Annotated in this window: 14 protein-coding genes; 6 read left to right on the top strand and 8 right to left on the bottom strand. The window is 36.5% G+C overall.

The features are described from left to right. Nucleotides 1-21: 21 nt before the first annotated feature. From clpP to J0H12_04575, 4 genes are all read left to right on the top strand, one after another. A complete protein-coding gene (gene clpP / locus J0H12_04590) occupies nucleotides 22-654 on the top strand; it encodes an ATP-dependent Clp endopeptidase proteolytic subunit ClpP (protein ID MBN9413184.1) in 633 nt (210 codons plus the stop codon). A 107-nt stretch (nucleotides 655-761) separates the two neighbouring features. Continuing rightward, nucleotides 762-2,027, top strand: a complete 1,266-nt coding sequence (clpX, locus tag J0H12_04585; protein MBN9413183.1) for an ATP-dependent Clp protease ATP-binding subunit ClpX — start codon at nucleotides 762-764, stop codon at nucleotides 2,025-2,027. Between the two features lie 183 nt (nucleotides 2,028-2,210). After that, entirely contained in the window at nucleotides 2,211-4,547 is a 2,337-nt protein-coding gene (lon, locus tag J0H12_04580) for an endopeptidase La (GenBank protein ID MBN9413182.1), read from the top strand. 203 nt (nucleotides 4,548-4,750) lie between these two features. After that, nucleotides 4,751-5,176 carry a hypothetical protein gene (locus tag J0H12_04575; protein MBN9413181.1) on the top strand — a complete coding sequence of 142 codons (426 nt, stop codon included), beginning with the start codon at nucleotides 4,751-4,753 and terminating at the stop codon, nucleotides 5,174-5,176. 62 nt (nucleotides 5,177-5,238) lie between these two features. Here J0H12_04575 and J0H12_04570 read toward each other — a convergent pair whose 3' ends face one another. The 3 genes from J0H12_04570 to ykgO all read right to left on the bottom strand — a co-directional run bounded on the left by J0H12_04570 (nucleotide 5,239) and on the right by ykgO (nucleotide 8,014). Beyond that, nucleotides 5,239-7,287, bottom strand: coding sequence for a bifunctional (p)ppGpp synthetase/guanosine-3',5'-bis(diphosphate) 3'-pyrophosphohydrolase (locus J0H12_04570; protein MBN9413180.1), 2,049 nt, complete (start codon nucleotides 7,285-7,287; stop codon nucleotides 5,239-5,241). A gap of 203 nt (nucleotides 7,288-7,490) precedes the next feature. Continuing rightward, nucleotides 7,491-7,862 (bottom strand): DNA-directed RNA polymerase subunit omega, encoded by a 372-nt coding sequence (locus J0H12_04565; GenBank protein MBN9413179.1) that lies wholly within the window; start codon nucleotides 7,860-7,862, stop codon nucleotides 7,491-7,493. A 26-nt stretch (nucleotides 7,863-7,888) separates the two neighbouring features. Then, nucleotides 7,889-8,014, bottom strand: a complete 126-nt coding sequence (ykgO, locus tag J0H12_04560; GenBank protein ID MBN9413178.1) for a type B 50S ribosomal protein L36 — start codon at nucleotides 8,012-8,014, stop codon at nucleotides 7,889-7,891. Between the two features lie 517 nt (nucleotides 8,015-8,531). Here ykgO and J0H12_04555 point away from each other — a divergent pair. Further along, nucleotides 8,532-9,416, top strand: a complete 885-nt coding sequence (locus J0H12_04555) for a LysR family transcriptional regulator (protein MBN9413177.1) — start codon at nucleotides 8,532-8,534, stop codon at nucleotides 9,414-9,416. On the opposite strand, the gene J0H12_04550 is transcribed toward J0H12_04555, so the two are convergent. After that, nucleotides 9,376-9,972 carry a 2OG-Fe(II) oxygenase gene (locus tag J0H12_04550; protein MBN9413176.1) on the bottom strand — a complete coding sequence of 199 codons (597 nt, stop codon included), beginning with the start codon at nucleotides 9,970-9,972 and terminating at the stop codon, nucleotides 9,376-9,378. The genes J0H12_04555 and J0H12_04550 overlap by 41 nt on opposite strands. Then, entirely contained in the window at nucleotides 9,965-10,855 is an 891-nt protein-coding gene (locus J0H12_04545; protein MBN9413175.1) for a DMT family transporter, read from the bottom strand. The genes J0H12_04550 and J0H12_04545 overlap by 8 nt, the downstream gene beginning before the upstream one ends. A 408-nt stretch (nucleotides 10,856-11,263) precedes the next feature. Between J0H12_04545 and J0H12_04540 the strand changes: the two genes are divergently transcribed. Then, the gene (locus J0H12_04540) at nucleotides 11,264-12,313 is read left to right on the top strand and encodes a PAS domain-containing protein (protein MBN9413174.1); all 1,050 of its coding nucleotides are present in this window, start codon (nucleotides 11,264-11,266) and stop codon (nucleotides 12,311-12,313) included. On the opposite strand, the gene J0H12_04535 is transcribed toward J0H12_04540, so the two are convergent. Genes J0H12_04535 through J0H12_04525 form a run of 3 tightly spaced genes read right to left on the bottom strand, consistent with a single transcriptional unit; the run spans nucleotide 12,310 to nucleotide 15,157 of the window. After that, nucleotides 12,310-13,143: a 23S rRNA (adenine(2030)-N(6))-methyltransferase RlmJ gene (locus tag J0H12_04535; protein MBN9413173.1), complete on the bottom strand. Its 834-nt coding sequence runs from the start codon at nucleotides 13,141-13,143 to the stop codon at nucleotides 12,310-12,312. The two genes, J0H12_04540 and J0H12_04535, sit on opposite strands and share 4 nt — an antisense overlap. After that, nucleotides 13,143-14,468: a HAMP domain-containing protein gene (locus tag J0H12_04530; protein MBN9413172.1), complete on the bottom strand. Its 1,326-nt coding sequence runs from the start codon at nucleotides 14,466-14,468 to the stop codon at nucleotides 13,143-13,145. The genes J0H12_04535 and J0H12_04530 overlap by 1 nt, the downstream gene beginning before the upstream one ends. Further along, nucleotides 14,465-15,157, bottom strand: coding sequence for a response regulator transcription factor (locus J0H12_04525; GenBank protein ID MBN9413171.1), 693 nt, complete (start codon nucleotides 15,155-15,157; stop codon nucleotides 14,465-14,467). Before J0H12_04525 ends, J0H12_04530 begins: the two co-directional genes overlap by 4 nt. Between the last annotated feature and the right edge of the window lie 129 nt (nucleotides 15,158-15,286).

The raw sequence follows: 15,286 nt of genomic DNA, 5'->3' as shown, positions 1-15,286 counted from the left end.
GTTCATATTTCTGCCCACTAGATGGAGGAGGATTCAGTGGTAGACATCATTAGTCAATATACAAATACGCTTGTCCCAATGGTGGTCGAGCAAACAGCCCGCGGTGAACGTTCTTTTGACATTTATTCACGACTCCTTAAAGAGCGTATTGTTTTTTTAAGTGGTGAAGTTAATGATGATGTTGCAACCCTTATCTGTGCACAATTACTTTTCCTTGAAGCGGAAAACCCTAAAAAAGATATTTCTTTTTATATTAATTCGCCAGGAGGCGTCGTGACGTCAGGTTTAGCGATTTATGATACAATGCAATATATTCGCCCAGATGTTTCAACAATTGTTTTAGGGCAAGCGGCTTCTATGGGGGCTCTATTATTGTGTTCTGGCGAAAAAGGAAAGCGTTTTGCTCTCCCCAATTCGCGCGTGATGATTCACCAACCTCACGGTGGAGCGAGAGGACAAGCAACAGATATCGAAATTCAAGCCCGTGAAATCTTAAAATTGCGTGCTCGCTTGAATGGAATCATCGTTGAACGTACAGGCAAACCTTTAAGTGTTATTGAAGCTTCTGTCGAGCGAGACTATTTTATGTCTGCTGATGAGGCGAAAGATTTTGGTCTTATTGATGAAGTGATGGTTCATCGTGCTCTTGTGTAAAATAAATAAATTAATTTAGAACGTTAACTTTTTATTATCCGGTTTTTGGCACTCTGAACCTATAAATATGTAGCTCAGCTAGAAATTAAGGAATAAAGGCAAAAAAAATGAGTAAAAACGAAGATTCCGTCAAAGATACTCTTCACTGCTCCTTTTGTGGAAAAAGCCAGCATGAAGTTAAAAAATTAATTGCTGGGCCAAGTGTATTCATCTGTGATGAGTGCGTTGACTTATGTATTGAAATTATTCGCGAAGAGAATAAGGTCGGAGGATTTTCCTCAAGTGAAGGTGGAATCCCCTCTCCTAAAGAAATCGTCAAAGTGCTTAACGATTATGTGATTGGTCAAGCTCATGCAAAGCGAGTCCTTGCTGTGGCTGTTTACAATCACTATAAGCGAATTAATTCAATCGGGCATTCAAATGAAATCGAACTTGCGAAGTCAAATATTCTACTAATTGGTCCGACAGGCTGTGGAAAAACTCTATTGGCTCAAACTCTTGCACGTATTTTGGACGTTCCTTTTACAATTGCAGATGCAACAACACTAACCGAAGCAGGTTATGTTGGTGAAGATGTTGAAAATATTATTTTGAAGCTTTTGCAATCAGCCGAATATAATGTTGAAAAAGCGCAACGTGGCATTGTTTATATTGACGAAGTCGACAAAATTTCCCGCAAATCCGATAATCCTTCAATTACACGAGATGTATCTGGAGAAGGTGTTCAGCAGGCTTTGCTCAAAATTATGGAAGGCACAATAGCTTCAGTTCCTCCTCAAGGTGGTCGTAAGCATCCTCAGCAAGAGTTTTTGCAAGTTGATACCACGAATATTTTGTTTATTTGTGGGGGCGCTTTTGCAGGGATTGAAAAAATTATTGCCGCTCGTGGCAAAGGATCTTCTATTGGTTTTGGCGCTGATGTCAAGTTACCTGAAGATCGTCGTACTGGTGAGATTTTACGTGAAATTGAACCAGAAGACCTTTTGAAATATGGCCTTATTCCTGAATTTGTTGGGCGTTTACCTGTTGTTGCAACACTCGAAGATTTGAATGAGGAATCATTAATTGAGATCCTACAAACGCCAAAGAACGCTCTTGTAAAACAATATCAAAAGCTTTTTGACATGGAAAAAGTCCACCTTGAGTTTACAGAAGATGCTCTTTCGGGAATTGCGCAGAAAGCAATTTCAAGAAATACAGGTGCTCGCGGACTTCGTTCAATTATGGAAGACATCTTGCTCAATACGATGTTTGATCTTCCTGGACGTGAAGATATTGAAGAAGTTGTCATTAATCGAGAAGTTGTCGACGGTAGAGCTGAGCCTTTGCTTGTGTATGGCGAAAAATTAAAAAGCAAAGGAAGTCAAGCTTAGACTTTTTTAAATTTCTATTCCTTTATCTCATTACCCTGATTATACTACGTTAAATTAGGCATGTGTAAATCATTTGAAATAAAAGAGGGTTGATCCTTGGCAAAAACGACAAAAGCTCTAGAGCTTCCGCATGGAACTTTATTACCCGTATTACCTTTAAGGGATATCGTAGTTTTCCCTCACATGATTGTTCCCTTATTTGTGGGACGCGAAAGATCTGTTAAGGCGCTTGAAGCTGCGATGAAACAGGATCATAGAATTTTATTGGTCACTCAAAAAGAAGCGACCACTGATGATCCAAAAACGCGAGATCTTTATTCTTTTGGTTCTTTAGGACAAATTATCCAACTGCTAAAATTACCAGATGGCACAGTAAAAGTGCTTGTTGAAGGCATTGATCGCGCAAGAATTTTGCGCTTTGATGAGAGCCTTGAGTATTTCCAAGCTTATGCAGAAGTATTAGATTCAGAGATTATTACACCCACCGCAGAGCTTGAAGCTCTTGCACGCACAGCGTTAGGGTTGTTCGAACATTATTCAAAACTGAATAATAAAATTCCGCCAGATGTTCTTGTCTCAATCACCCGTATTGAGCAACCTGATAAACTCATTGATACAATTGCTGCGCACTTAACACTTCGAGTCTTTGATAAGCAAAGACTCCTTGAAATTTCATCGCTTGAAGAACGATTTGAGAAAATTTGCGCCTACATGGAAGGTGAAATTAGCGTTCTACAAACTGAGAAACGCATTCGAACACGTGTAAAAAAACAAATGGAAAAATCTCAACGAGAATATTACCTCAATGAGCAAATGAAAGCGATTCAAAAAGAGTTAGGTGAAAATGAAGAAGGTAAAGATGAAGTTTCTGAGCTTGAGCAGAAAATTGCAAGAACTAAGCTGAGCAAGGAAGCCAGAACAAAAGCCCAAACCGAAATTAAAAAGTTAAGGACAATGAGCCCAATGTCTTCTGAGGCAACAGTTGTTCGAAACTACTTAGATTGGCTTTTGTCGATTCCTTGGAAGAAAAATACAAAGGTTAAGAACGATCTTGATAAAGCGCAACAAATTTTAGATGAAGATCATTATGGTTTAGAAAAAGTTAAAGAAAGAATCATTGAATACCTTGCTGTTCAAACACGTGTCGGAAAATTAAAAGGCCCTATCTTGTGTCTAGTTGGCCCTCCCGGGGTTGGAAAAACCTCTTTAGGTCGTTCAATTGCTCGCGCAACTGGCCGTAATTATGTTCGTATGGCTTTGGGCGGAGTACGTGATGAAGCTGAAATTCGAGGACATCGACGGACTTATATTGGATCGATGCCAGGAAAAATTATTCAAGGCATGAAAAAAGCAGCCTCGGCAAATCCTCTCTTCTTGCTTGATGAGATTGATAAACTTGGAGCTGATTGGCGTGGAGATCCCACTTCTGCCTTGCTTGAAGTCTTGGATCCTGAGCAAAATAATAGTTTCAATGATCATTATCTTGAAGTTGATTATGATCTTTCGGATGTTATGTTTGTGACAACAGCTAACAGCCTGAATATGCCACAACCCTTGCTCGATCGCTTAGAGATCATCCGGTTACCGGGATATACTGAAGAAGAAAAAGCCGAAATCTGTCGTCGACATTTAATTTCTAAAGAAATGAAAGCAAATGGCCTCAAAGAAGGGGAATGGTCCATTAATGATAAAGCTCTGCGTCAGTTGATTCGTACTTATACAAGAGAAGCGGGTGTTCGTAATCTTGAACGAGAGCTTGCAAACCTTTTGCGCAAAGCTACAAAAGAGATTCTCACAAAAAATGTAAAGACAATTGAAGTGACTGAAGAGAATCTTGAAACTTATGCTGGTATCCCTAGATATTCTTATGGCGTCAGCGAAAGTGAAGATCTTGTGGGCGTTACCACAGGGCTTGCTTGGACAGAAGTTGGCGGAGATATTTTAATGATTGAAGCTGTCATGCTGCCAGGAAGAGGAAAGATCAAGACAACAGGTAAGCTTGGCGAAGTCATGCAGGAGTCTGTTCAAGCTGCGGCAAGCTTTGTGCGTTCCCGAGCGAACCAATTTGGGATTGAGCCCCTCTTATTTGAAAAACATGATATTCATGTGCATGTTCCTGAGGGCGCAACACCAAAAGATGGGCCTTCAGCAGGAATTGCGATGTGCACCTCTATTGTATCTGTGCTAACAGGAATTCCAATTCGCCGGGATATTGCCATGACGGGAGAGGTTACTCTTCGCGGGCGTGTTCTTGGAATAGGCGGACTTAAAGAAAAATTATTAGCTGCATTGCGAGGGGGAATTAAGACTGTTTTGATTCCTTATGACAATCAAAAAGATTTAGCAGAAATCCCTGAGATTGTAAAAAAAGGATTGCAAATTATTCCGGTGAAGAATGTAGAAGAGGTTATTAAAAGCGCTCTTGTGCGCACACCACACCCGATAGAGGGGCAACCTTTAGTCGGAACTCATAAAGAAGATCCTTTTAAGCATCAGCAATCACAGGAATTAAATTTCTAACCATAAGAAGTATTTTTTGCAAGATTATTTATAAGTAATGAATAGCTGTAACTTTATAAAAATTCATTAATTAACTTGCTTTATAAATAAACTCATAAGGATGGGATAAATTTCACTTTTGTCTCACATATAAAAGTGTTTACATTAAATCAATAAAAAGTCTAATCATCTTTTTATTATAATATAGAATGAAAGGTAGTATAATGGATATAAGTTTTTTTAAAAAGAAGCCTCTACTCTTAATAACTTTGTCTCTTTTAACTTTGGAAGGGTGTTCTGTAGGGATGGCTTTAAATGGTGAAAAAGAACCAGATTTAAGTGTTATTCGTCAAGGAATTACGAAAACAGAAGTTGATATTCAATTAGGTGATCCTGTGTCAGTAGAAGCACTCGATAAAGGATGGAAGAAATGCATTTATAGCTATAGCGTTGGTGATGAATCTAGTGCAGGCCGTGCAATTGGACATGGTGTGATGGATGTATTAACGTTAGGTATTTGGGAAGTTGTAGGAACACCTATTGAAGGTTTTAGAGGAGACAAGTATCAACTAGCTCTTACATTTGATGAGAATGACAGAGTTGTTGATCTAAAACGTTCTGAAAAAAATAGCGAATTAATAACAAAATAAAGGTTTATCCTTTTTATTGCAGGTCTCATCTTATTTAGGTGAGGCCTTTTTTAGATAAGAATTTAATGCTTAACTCGGTCGATTGACGTGACGAGAGAGGAAGCCCGTAAGCTTGCAATAATATTACTTAAGTGGTCAGCATCTTTAACTTCAAGATCGAGGATAAATTCAAAAAAAGTATCTCCCCGATGGCTAATTTTAAGATTAGCTATATTCGCATTATGCTTACTAATGATTGTCGTCAAGTTTGCAAGGGCGCCAGGTTGGTTGTTAACAACGACATTAGTGCGAGCAAGGTAATGTTTTTGTTCATTGTGTGAATCCCAGGCAACATCAATCCAGCGTTCTGGTTCATTGGCATAATTGTTAAGATTTTCGCAATCATACGTGTGAATAGTAACACCGGTTCCTGTCATCACGATTCCCACAATTTTGTCACCTGGTAAGGGGTGGCAGCATTTTGCATAATGCACGGCCATTCCAGGGATAAGGCCTCGGATAGAGACGATAGCATCTTTTTCTTTTGGGATAAATTTTGCTTTGGAAACAATTGGTTGAACATCTAAAGGGTTTTTTGCACGAAAATCAGGGTAGGTTGCCCGGATGACTTCATAACTTGTATGTTGTCCTTCTCCAATAATTGAAAATAAATCTTCTGTGGTTTGGCATTTAAATTTTGAAAGGATTGTTTCAAGTATCTTTTCGGAAAACTCTAAATTCTCATGTTGAAAAGATTTTTGCAAAATTGAACGTCCCAATTCAATAAATTGAGAACGTTGTTGAGTGCGAATAAAGCGTCGAATATGAGCTCGTGCTTTTCCTGTGACGACAAAGCGTTCCCAAGTAGGAGATGGTGTTTGTGATTTTGATGTTGTAATTTCAACTTGATCTCCATTGTGCAAAACTGTGCGCAATGGAACCATTCGACCATTTATTTTTGCACCCACACAATGGTTGCCGACAGCAGAGTGAATTGCATATCCGAAATCAATAGGGGTCGCGCCTCGTGGAAGAGAAATAAGGTCTCCTGCAGGTGTGAAGCAGAAAACTTGATCTTGAAACATTTCAAGCTTTGTATGCTCAAGAAATTCTTCGGGGCCAGAAGCATGTTCTAAAATTTCTAAAAGACTGCGTAACCAATGGTATTGTTTATGATCTGTATTTTTCCCTTGTTTATATTGCCAGTGCGCGGCAACACCGTATTCAGAAATAGTATGCATCTCGTGAGTTCGAATCTGAATTTCAATCCGATGCTTTAACGGACCAATGACACTGGTATGAAGAGATTGGTAATTATTGGGTTTAGGGGTACTAATATAATCTTTGAAGCGTGTGGGAACAACAATATAGCTACTATGCACAATTCCAAGAGATTGGTAACAATCTGGGATCGTATTAACAAGAATGCGAAAAGCCATAATGTCGGAGAGCTGTTCTATTGCGACATTCTTTTTATGCATTTTGCGCCAGATGGAATAAGGCGTTTTCACTCGACCAGAAACTTCTGCTTCTAAATTGGCTTTTTTGAAAACATTTTTTAGTTCTTTGATAATTCTTTTAACAATATCTCCACCTTCTCGTTCGAGAAAATTTAAGCGAGTAACAATTGATTCTCGGGCATCGGGGTTGAGAACTTGGAAGGAAAGATCTTCGAGTTCATCTTTTATATGATGCATTCCGATGCGTTCAGCCAAAGGTGCATAAATCTCGATGGTCTCTCTTGCAATGCGACGGCGTTTATCTATCGATGAAACATGATGGAGTGTTCGCATGTTATGAAGCCGATCCGCAAGCTTAACAAGAAGAACGCGAATATCATTCGACATTGCAAGAACAAGCTTACGAAGGTTTTCTGCCTGTTTTGTTTGGGAAGACTGTAATTCAATTTGGGTTAATTTTGTAACGCCATTAACAAGACCTGCGATTTCATCGCCAAATAATTTTCGTATTTCCTCAAGAGTAGCTCCTGTATCTTCGACGGTATCGTGAAGAAGAGCGGTTATAATGGTTGCTCCATCTAATTTCATGTCACATAAAATGTCAGCAACTTCAAGGGGATGAGAGAAGTAGGGGTCACCAGAATCGCGAACTTGTTCCCCATGAACTTTCATAGAAAAAAGGTAGGCACGATTAAATTTATCTTCATCGAGGGCTAAATCGTAAGACCTTACTTTTTCAATTAAAGCGTGCTGTTGAATCATGATATTGCTTTTTATAATATACGCAAACACTAAACCTTATTTTTAAAATTAAGCTCTAATTTTAACGTCTTTGCGTCTTACTCTTAAGTATATATAATAGCAGCTAAAATGGGCTAAAGGGAAGTAGTTTCGTCTTTTTCTTCTTCTAAATCTTCATCATCTAATTCATCTTCTTCGAAAGAAGAGTGAGAAGGTTGCTGAAAGCGTAGTGCTTCTTGAGCAACAAAATCAGAAATTTCGTCTTCTTGAGGATCACTTTCAACTTGAATACGAAAAGAATTAATTAAGCCATCTTTGAGAGCATCAGCTTCAACGGTGCCAACAGCGATTTCTCTAAGAGCAACAACAGGGTTTTTATCGTTATCTCTCTCGACTGTGAGTAAAGAGCCTGCGCCAATTTGTCGAGCTCGTTGTGATGCAGCTAAAACGAGTTCAAAGCGATTTGATACTTTACGAACACAATCTTCAACAGTAACGCGTGCCATAAAATTTTCCTTATTAAATAGAAATATTAACCCTGTCTTGCTTTAAAGCGAGGATTTGTTTTGTTAATAATATAATTTCGGCCACGACGACGAATAATACGACAATCTTTATGTCGTGTTTTCATTGATTTCAATGAGTTAACAATTTTCATTTGGCCATCTCCACTATCATCATTCAATAATAAAATTATATATGCTTTGGAGACAAGGCAATGTCAACACTTTTTATAATTTCTTTTAGAGTTGATCTTCGATTCTAAGGGATATTTTATGAGAATAGATAAAAAAATGGTTCTACTTAGATATCGATAAGTTAAATCAAAAACATTCAATAAAATAAAAAACTTAATGGAATTTTGTAGGGTTTTTTAAGTTATGAGACCTCTAAAAAAACATCCAGCGGCCCGAAGGCCGTTGGATCAAGTTAGGGGGGGAAGACTAAATGAGGAGAATTTAACCCCTCAAGTATCTGATGCGCTGAAGGCATCAAATCTTTTTTTACGGTCCCGTTAGGGGGATGAGAGAGTTACTTAAATAACTCTCTCTGGGAGGGACTCGAATAAATTCTTTTGCTAAAACTTTCATTTTATTGTTGCTTATAAGTATAATATACACGTATATGTAAAATTGTCAACACATTGTTTATTTTTTTTTACAGATGAAGTTGTGATGGATATTAATCGTTTAAAAGCATATTGTCTTCTCTATGAATCAGGTGGATTTCAAGAAGCTAGCCGAAGGTCAAAGTCGAATCCGACAAGTATTCGTAGTAAAGTTGTTCTTTTAGAAAAAGAATTGCGAACTAAATTGATTGAAACCTCGGGGCAGCGAGTTGTTTTTACAGCCGCAGGGCATCGTTTTCATAAGGAAGCGTTGCAAATTATTGACTTTGCAACAGCTCGACTTGATAGTTTTAAATTAGAGCAAGAAGGATTTAATGATAAAATTATAATTGCTACAACCCATGCAATTGCATCTTTATGGCTTCCTGCAGTTTTGCCCAGATTTAGGGTAAATTTTCCAAAAACAGCTATTATCCTTAAATCATCAGATGAACAATTTAATCTCTATCAACGTGAAGCGGATGTCTCAATTGCGGCTTTCGATCATTCTAAGCCTCAAGAAGATAATTTAAGCCATCTTCTTTTGACAAATTATTATATGAATCTTTATGCAAGCGAAGAATACCTTAATCAATATGGAACTCCTGCTACAATTGAAGATTTACAACAGCATACAATAATTAGTTTTGGCAAGGATATCCCTTATCCTTATCCTTCGATCAACTGGCACCTTGAGTTTTTACCTTCTAATTTTATTCCGTTGGTTCAAGTAAATTCAGGGGCAGCTATCTTAAGGACAGTGCAAAATGACCTGGGGATTGGTTCAATATCTCAAAAAGGGGCTGAGACAAGTAATAAGAAATTAGTAAGAATACTTCCTTCTTTTCTTACCGGACCGACTTTGGATATCACCTATAATTTTCCTAAAACAAGAGCTGAAGAGCCACTCATTAAGAAGCTATACGAAATTCTGAAGATTTCTTTTGAGTAAGATCTTTTTCGCTTATAAACCAAACAATCACTTTTCTTTCACCTGACATAACTCGCGTAACTTCATGTGAAAGGGCACTGCTTGTTATCAGAAGGGTATGTTTAGGAGCTCTAAAGCTTTTTATATTTTTGTTTTTATCTTGGACTCTAAATTCACCACCTTCGTATTCTTCTGTCATGTGTAAAACAAGCGAGAATTTATAATCTGGGCAACTGTCATTATCACAATGCATGGAAATGAAATCACCTTCTTGATAATGGTGAATTTGCACACGATCAACAAAATAAGATTTCATTTCTAAGCGTTGTTGAAGATAACAACAAAGTTCAGGTTTTAGTAATAATTTTAAAAGTGGCTCATTATAGTTGATTGGATCACCAGGTTTTTTAGCCCTCATCACCTTTAAAGATAGATGCTCATTAGTATCTCCTTTTTTAGGAGCTTCATACTCAGCATTATGAACAATGTTTTCTAAACTCTGCCATTCTTTTGACGTAATAGGGAGTTCGGCTTTATTTATAAGAATTGCATGAGGTAAGGTTTTGTTTTTAGGCATAGTTTTTATCCTTTAGGACTAAATTTAAAAATCCACCTAACATAATAATCATAATTCCTAAAGCGCTCGCGCTTGTGAGCGCTAATCCTTCAAATAACCAAGATAATAGTAAGGCAATGGCCGGGGTGATGACCCATACATAAGCAGCGAACCCGGCGCCTTTTCGTGCAAGTAAAATTTGATAGAAAACGAATATAAGCACTGAAAGTATGGTAAGGACTAACAATGACACGATGAATTCTTGTTCAAGGGGAAATAAAAGCCTCCCCGATTGTATGTGCGCATATACAAGAGAAAAGCTACCGCCCCATAACATGGAAAAACCAACAGCCCAAACAGGATCAACAGTAGTTTTCTGAAAATATTGACTTAAATTCGCGCCAAGAGCGGTAAAAAGCATACTACAGCCGCAAAATAAAATGCCTTTACTGATAGAAACCCCAAAATTATTACCTTTATAATCTCCTAAGAATAGAAAAATTAATCCTATAAAGGCGACCATAGTAATAATCATTTTTTTGGGAGTATATTTTTTCTTAAAAAATAAAGACTCTAAAAGAATATTAGGAACGATTAACATAGAAAGAATAACGGCCACAATACCACTTAAGACATAATTCAAAGCATGATAAGCTAATATGTAATTAATACTAAACATGCAGATTCCCTGAATAAGGAAAATACCTTGTGTTTTTAAATTGATAGGGCGATGCTTATATCTTGAAACAAAAGCAAAAAAAAGCGTAAGAACACCGGCCATTATGAAACGATAAGCCACGGCCATTTCTGGAGGGAGATATTTTACTTGAGATGGACCAAAAATCCATCCCATGCCACCAAATAAACTACAAGCTATAAAGATACTTGAGTTAGTAGAAAGCATTATCCCATCCCATGTTTTTTAAGTATAATAGACATTAAATAAAATTAGTTTCAACTTTTTATTTTTTCTTATTAAAAAATTAATAAATTATTCTTATTAAAAAATTTGAAGAGATTATGGTACTTTTTTAGGTGTGAGGATTATTTTTTTAGAGGTTATGGCTTTTGCAAAGAATATTTCTTGATAAGAAGATGAGATTGAGTTTTTAAATCTCGAAATTTCTTTTTATTCAAGAAAATTGACATTTGATTGCAAAATCACAAGAGTTGTTTTAGTTTTAGTAAATTAAAAATCAAGTAAATCAAAAATATATTTCTTTCAGCCATATTAAATAAAAGAAAAATTAATAGAAGGTACGTTAAAATCGATACTAAATTTTACAAAGATTTCTATGATAATGCGCCAGATATGTTTGTATCGGTTAATGCATTAAACGAAAAAATAATAGAGTGTAACCAAGCTCTCATTGATACTCTTGGTTATACAAAAGAAGAGCTTTTAGCTCTTGATTCTATTGCAGAGCTTTATCACCCAGATTCTTTGAGTACGCGAGATATTATCCTACGTGAGTATAAGCAAAAAGGTATTGTAAAAGATAAAGAGGTTATTCTCAAAAAAAAATCTGGAGAAAAACTACATGTCTCATTCAGTGTAACTGCCGTTAAGGATAAAGAAGGTAATATTCTTTATAGTCGAGGAATTTGGCGAGATATTACTAAACTAATTGAAAAAAGAAAAAAACTAAACAAACTGAATGAAACCTTAAGTGCTAAAAATGAGCAACAGGCAACCCTCTTTCACATTCTATCACATGATATTCAATCCCCAATAAGAACTGTTGAGCATCTTTCTCAATGGATTATTCAAGATAAAGATAATGTCTTATCGCCGGTATCTTTAGAAAATTTATCAAGTCTGAGATTGGTTAATAAGCAAGCTTATAAGTTAACACAAGATCTGGTTTCTTTATTTGTTAATGATCTAACTGAGGTTCCTAGTGCTTTTAATATTTTTCGATCAGTTGAAGCTATTAAGCGGCGCGTCTTTCTTCCAGATGGATTTGAAATTGTAGTTTCAAGTTCAATTTCTACGTTTAAAACATTTAATTTCCTACTGACAGAAGTTCTCTATAATCTTATTTCAAATGCCGTCAAGCATCATCATAATAATAAAGAAGGTAAAATTAGAGTAGAAGTTGAAAATCAAGAAAAACAACTTTTAGTAAAAATAAGTGATAATGGACCTGGCATTAGAGATCATATAAGGGAAGATATTTTTGAGCCTTTAAAAAAATTTCATGTAGACCGCAATATTGAAGGATATGGGATGGGCCTTGCGATTGTAAGGAAAATTACAGATCAAATCGGAGGCAAGATTGATTTTACAAGTGTTGTTGGGAAAGGAACAACCTTTTACCTTTTATGGCCTATATTTGAAGAAATAAAAGAAGCATGTTAATTTTTACCTTCCTCACGCAACCATTCTGATCGAGTATAACCTTCTTTAAATTCAAAAATTTTTAGGAGAACTTCTAATCCTGGAATTATTTTTTCTTGTATTTTCCACGGAGGATTAACAATGACAAGACCTGTTCCATTGAGAGTTTCAGACGTTGTGGGGGGGCTTCTCAAAAATTCAATTGTAAGAATTTTAGGAATTTCTAATCCTCTAAGGGCTGTGTAAAATTCTTTAATAGGTTTCAAATCTTTTATAGGAAACCATATCATATAAATTCCTGTTGAAAACCTTTTATAACTTTCTCGTAAACCATTAACCAAAGTTTTAAACTCATTCCGTTCTTCAAAAGGAGGATCAATCAAAATGAGCCCTCTCTTCTCTTTAGGGGGGAGGAGAGATTTTAGCGAAAGATAGCCATCTTGATGGAGAACTTTTACTTGAGGATCTTTATGAAACAGGTGAGTTAATTGTTGGAAATCTTCAGGATGAAGTTCAGATAACCATAAACGATCCTGAGGCCTTAAAAAGGCTCGCGAAATGACTGGAGATCCTGGATAAACATTACTATCTTCGGCTTGTACTATCTTTAAATAATGCTCAAAAAGCTTTTTATCTTGAGAAGAGTGAAGCAATTTCAAAATACCTTCTTCTGCTTCATTGGTCTTTAAGGCTTGGGTAGATTGAAGATTGTATAAGCCTATCCCTGCATGGGTATCAACAATTGAAAAAGCTTTTTCTTTTTCGTGCAATTTTTGGAGAAGAAGTGTCAAAACAAAATGTTTTACAACATCTGAAAAATTACCAGCATGATAAATATGTCTGTAGTTCATTAGAGTGGTAAACCTATCATGACAAGAAGGCCACCTTGCTTTGATTTTTTAAGTTCAATCGTACCCCCATGCCTTAGAATAATATCTCGTGTGATAGCCAAGCCAAGTCCTGACCCCCCTGTTTCTGAATTTCGCGAACCTTCTAAGCGATAAAAAGGCCTGAATACAGTTTCTCTTTTTGATTCAGGAATACCAGGGCCATCATCTTCAAAATATATGTTAACTTCTTCAGATGTGACATGGACTGATATCCAAAGAGAATGGGCATACTTAAGAGCATTTTCAATAATGTTTGTAAACGCTCGTTTCAGTGATAGCGCATGAGCAATAGTATAAACAGGTTGAGACGGTATAAATGAAATAGGTTTGTCCGGGAACAAAGACGTAACATTTTGTAGAAGTGATGAAATTTCTACTTCTTGATAAGGCCCGTCTTCTTCACCTTTTGCGAAAGCAAGATAATCTTCAATCATTTTATTCATTTCACGAACATCTTGTTGTAAATCTTTGATCGATTCAGCGTTACCTGACATCGCTAATTGAAGTTCCATTCGTGTTAGAGGGGTTTTCAAGTCGTGAGAGACACCTGCAAGCATTTCTGTTCTTTGTGTTATTTGACGCTGAATACGTTCCTTCATAGAAATAAAAGCATATGTTAATTTACGAACTTCGAAGGATCCTGATGGTTTTATCGCTATGGTCTCTCGTCCTTTACCAAAGTCGTCAACCGCTTCAGCTAATCTTTTCAATGGCTTGATCTGGTTTCGCATAAAAAGAATTGCAATTGCTAAAAATAAAAGGGGTGTCGCAACAGACCACCATAAGAGAATAGAAGTCGTTTTTGGGGCGAGATGTTTCAATTTATCTTTTAAGATGAAATTTCCTTTAAGCGTTTGAATAGAAATGGCAATGTCTTCATCTCTTACACTAATGGAAAAAGAAAAAGGAATTTTTTTCTCAAGTTCTTGCGTTAATATTTTGTCATAAGGAGCCAGTAAATTTTTTCTTATAACGGATAAATCCTTTTGTTCTTGTTCCATTTCTAGTGACAATTCAAAATGATTAAAAATATAATTACGTAAAAGTTGTGAATCATCTTCAAAGTGAGGTGTACTTAAAACAACATTAACGGCTTCTGCGGTTCTAAGAGATATATTTTTTGCAAGAAGTTCTGTTACTTTTTCAAGATGTCGATCGACAAAGATATAAGTGGTAATCATCTGAACAAAGACAACAGGTGTTATAACAATGATTAAAGTACGCCCAAAGAGAGTTTTAGGAAGAATTTTTTTTAAATATTGGAAAGGATAGAATAGAGTAATCATATGATATCAGGCCTCAAAACATATCCTTGATGTCTTACGGTATGAAGATAAAGAGGTTGTTTAGGATCTTTTTCAATTTTTTTACGGAGTCTTGTAATTTGAACATCTACTGTCCTAGGGCTTAGACTGACGCCACTTAGTTCAGCTAGTTTCTCACGGCTAATAGGGACCCCAGGCTGTTGAGAGAAAATGTTCATTAAGGTAACTTCTAAGGAAGTAAGATGGATTGATTCATGGCCACGTTTGAGCATCGCTCGGCTTGGATCGTAAGTAAGAAGCCCCAGACGTATAGCTGAGCCTGGAAAAGTTAATTTAGATTTTCTTTGTAAGAGGTTGCGAATTCTTAAAAGAAGTTCTCGCGGTTCAAAAGGTTTTGCAAGATAATCATCTGCTCCAGCTTCTAATCCCTCAATACGATGATCTACTTCTCCCATCGCTGTTAGCATCAAGACAGGAATTTCATTTTCCTTGTCTTGTCGAAGCCATTTCAAAAATTCAAGTCCTGATTCTTCAGGCATCATAAGGTCGAGCACAATAAGTTGAGCTTCTTCTTTTAGTAATTTTTGTCGAGCTTCGTGAGCAGTAGCGGCTCCTAAAACTTGATAACCATTTTCTTCAAGGTACTTTTGTAAAAGCTCTCGAAGACGACGGTCATCATCAATAACAAGTAAATGAGAAGTTGCAACCATGGTAATAATCTACTTAAGATAAAATTTAAGCCTTGCAGCTTCACGTTAAGTAATGTTTTCTCTATAGTCCATAAGTTAGAAAAAAGGAAGTCCTAAAGGAGAATTAAATGACAGAGACCACTTTTGATG

This window comes from Candidatus Paracaedimonas acanthamoebae (genome assembly GCA_017307065.1).
Lineage (GTDB): Bacteria > Pseudomonadota > Alphaproteobacteria > Caedimonadales > Caedimonadaceae > Paracaedimonas > Paracaedimonas acanthamoebae_A.
The sequence above is the reverse complement of the archived record's forward strand: the minus strand, read 5'-3'. Positions and strand labels throughout refer to the sequence as shown.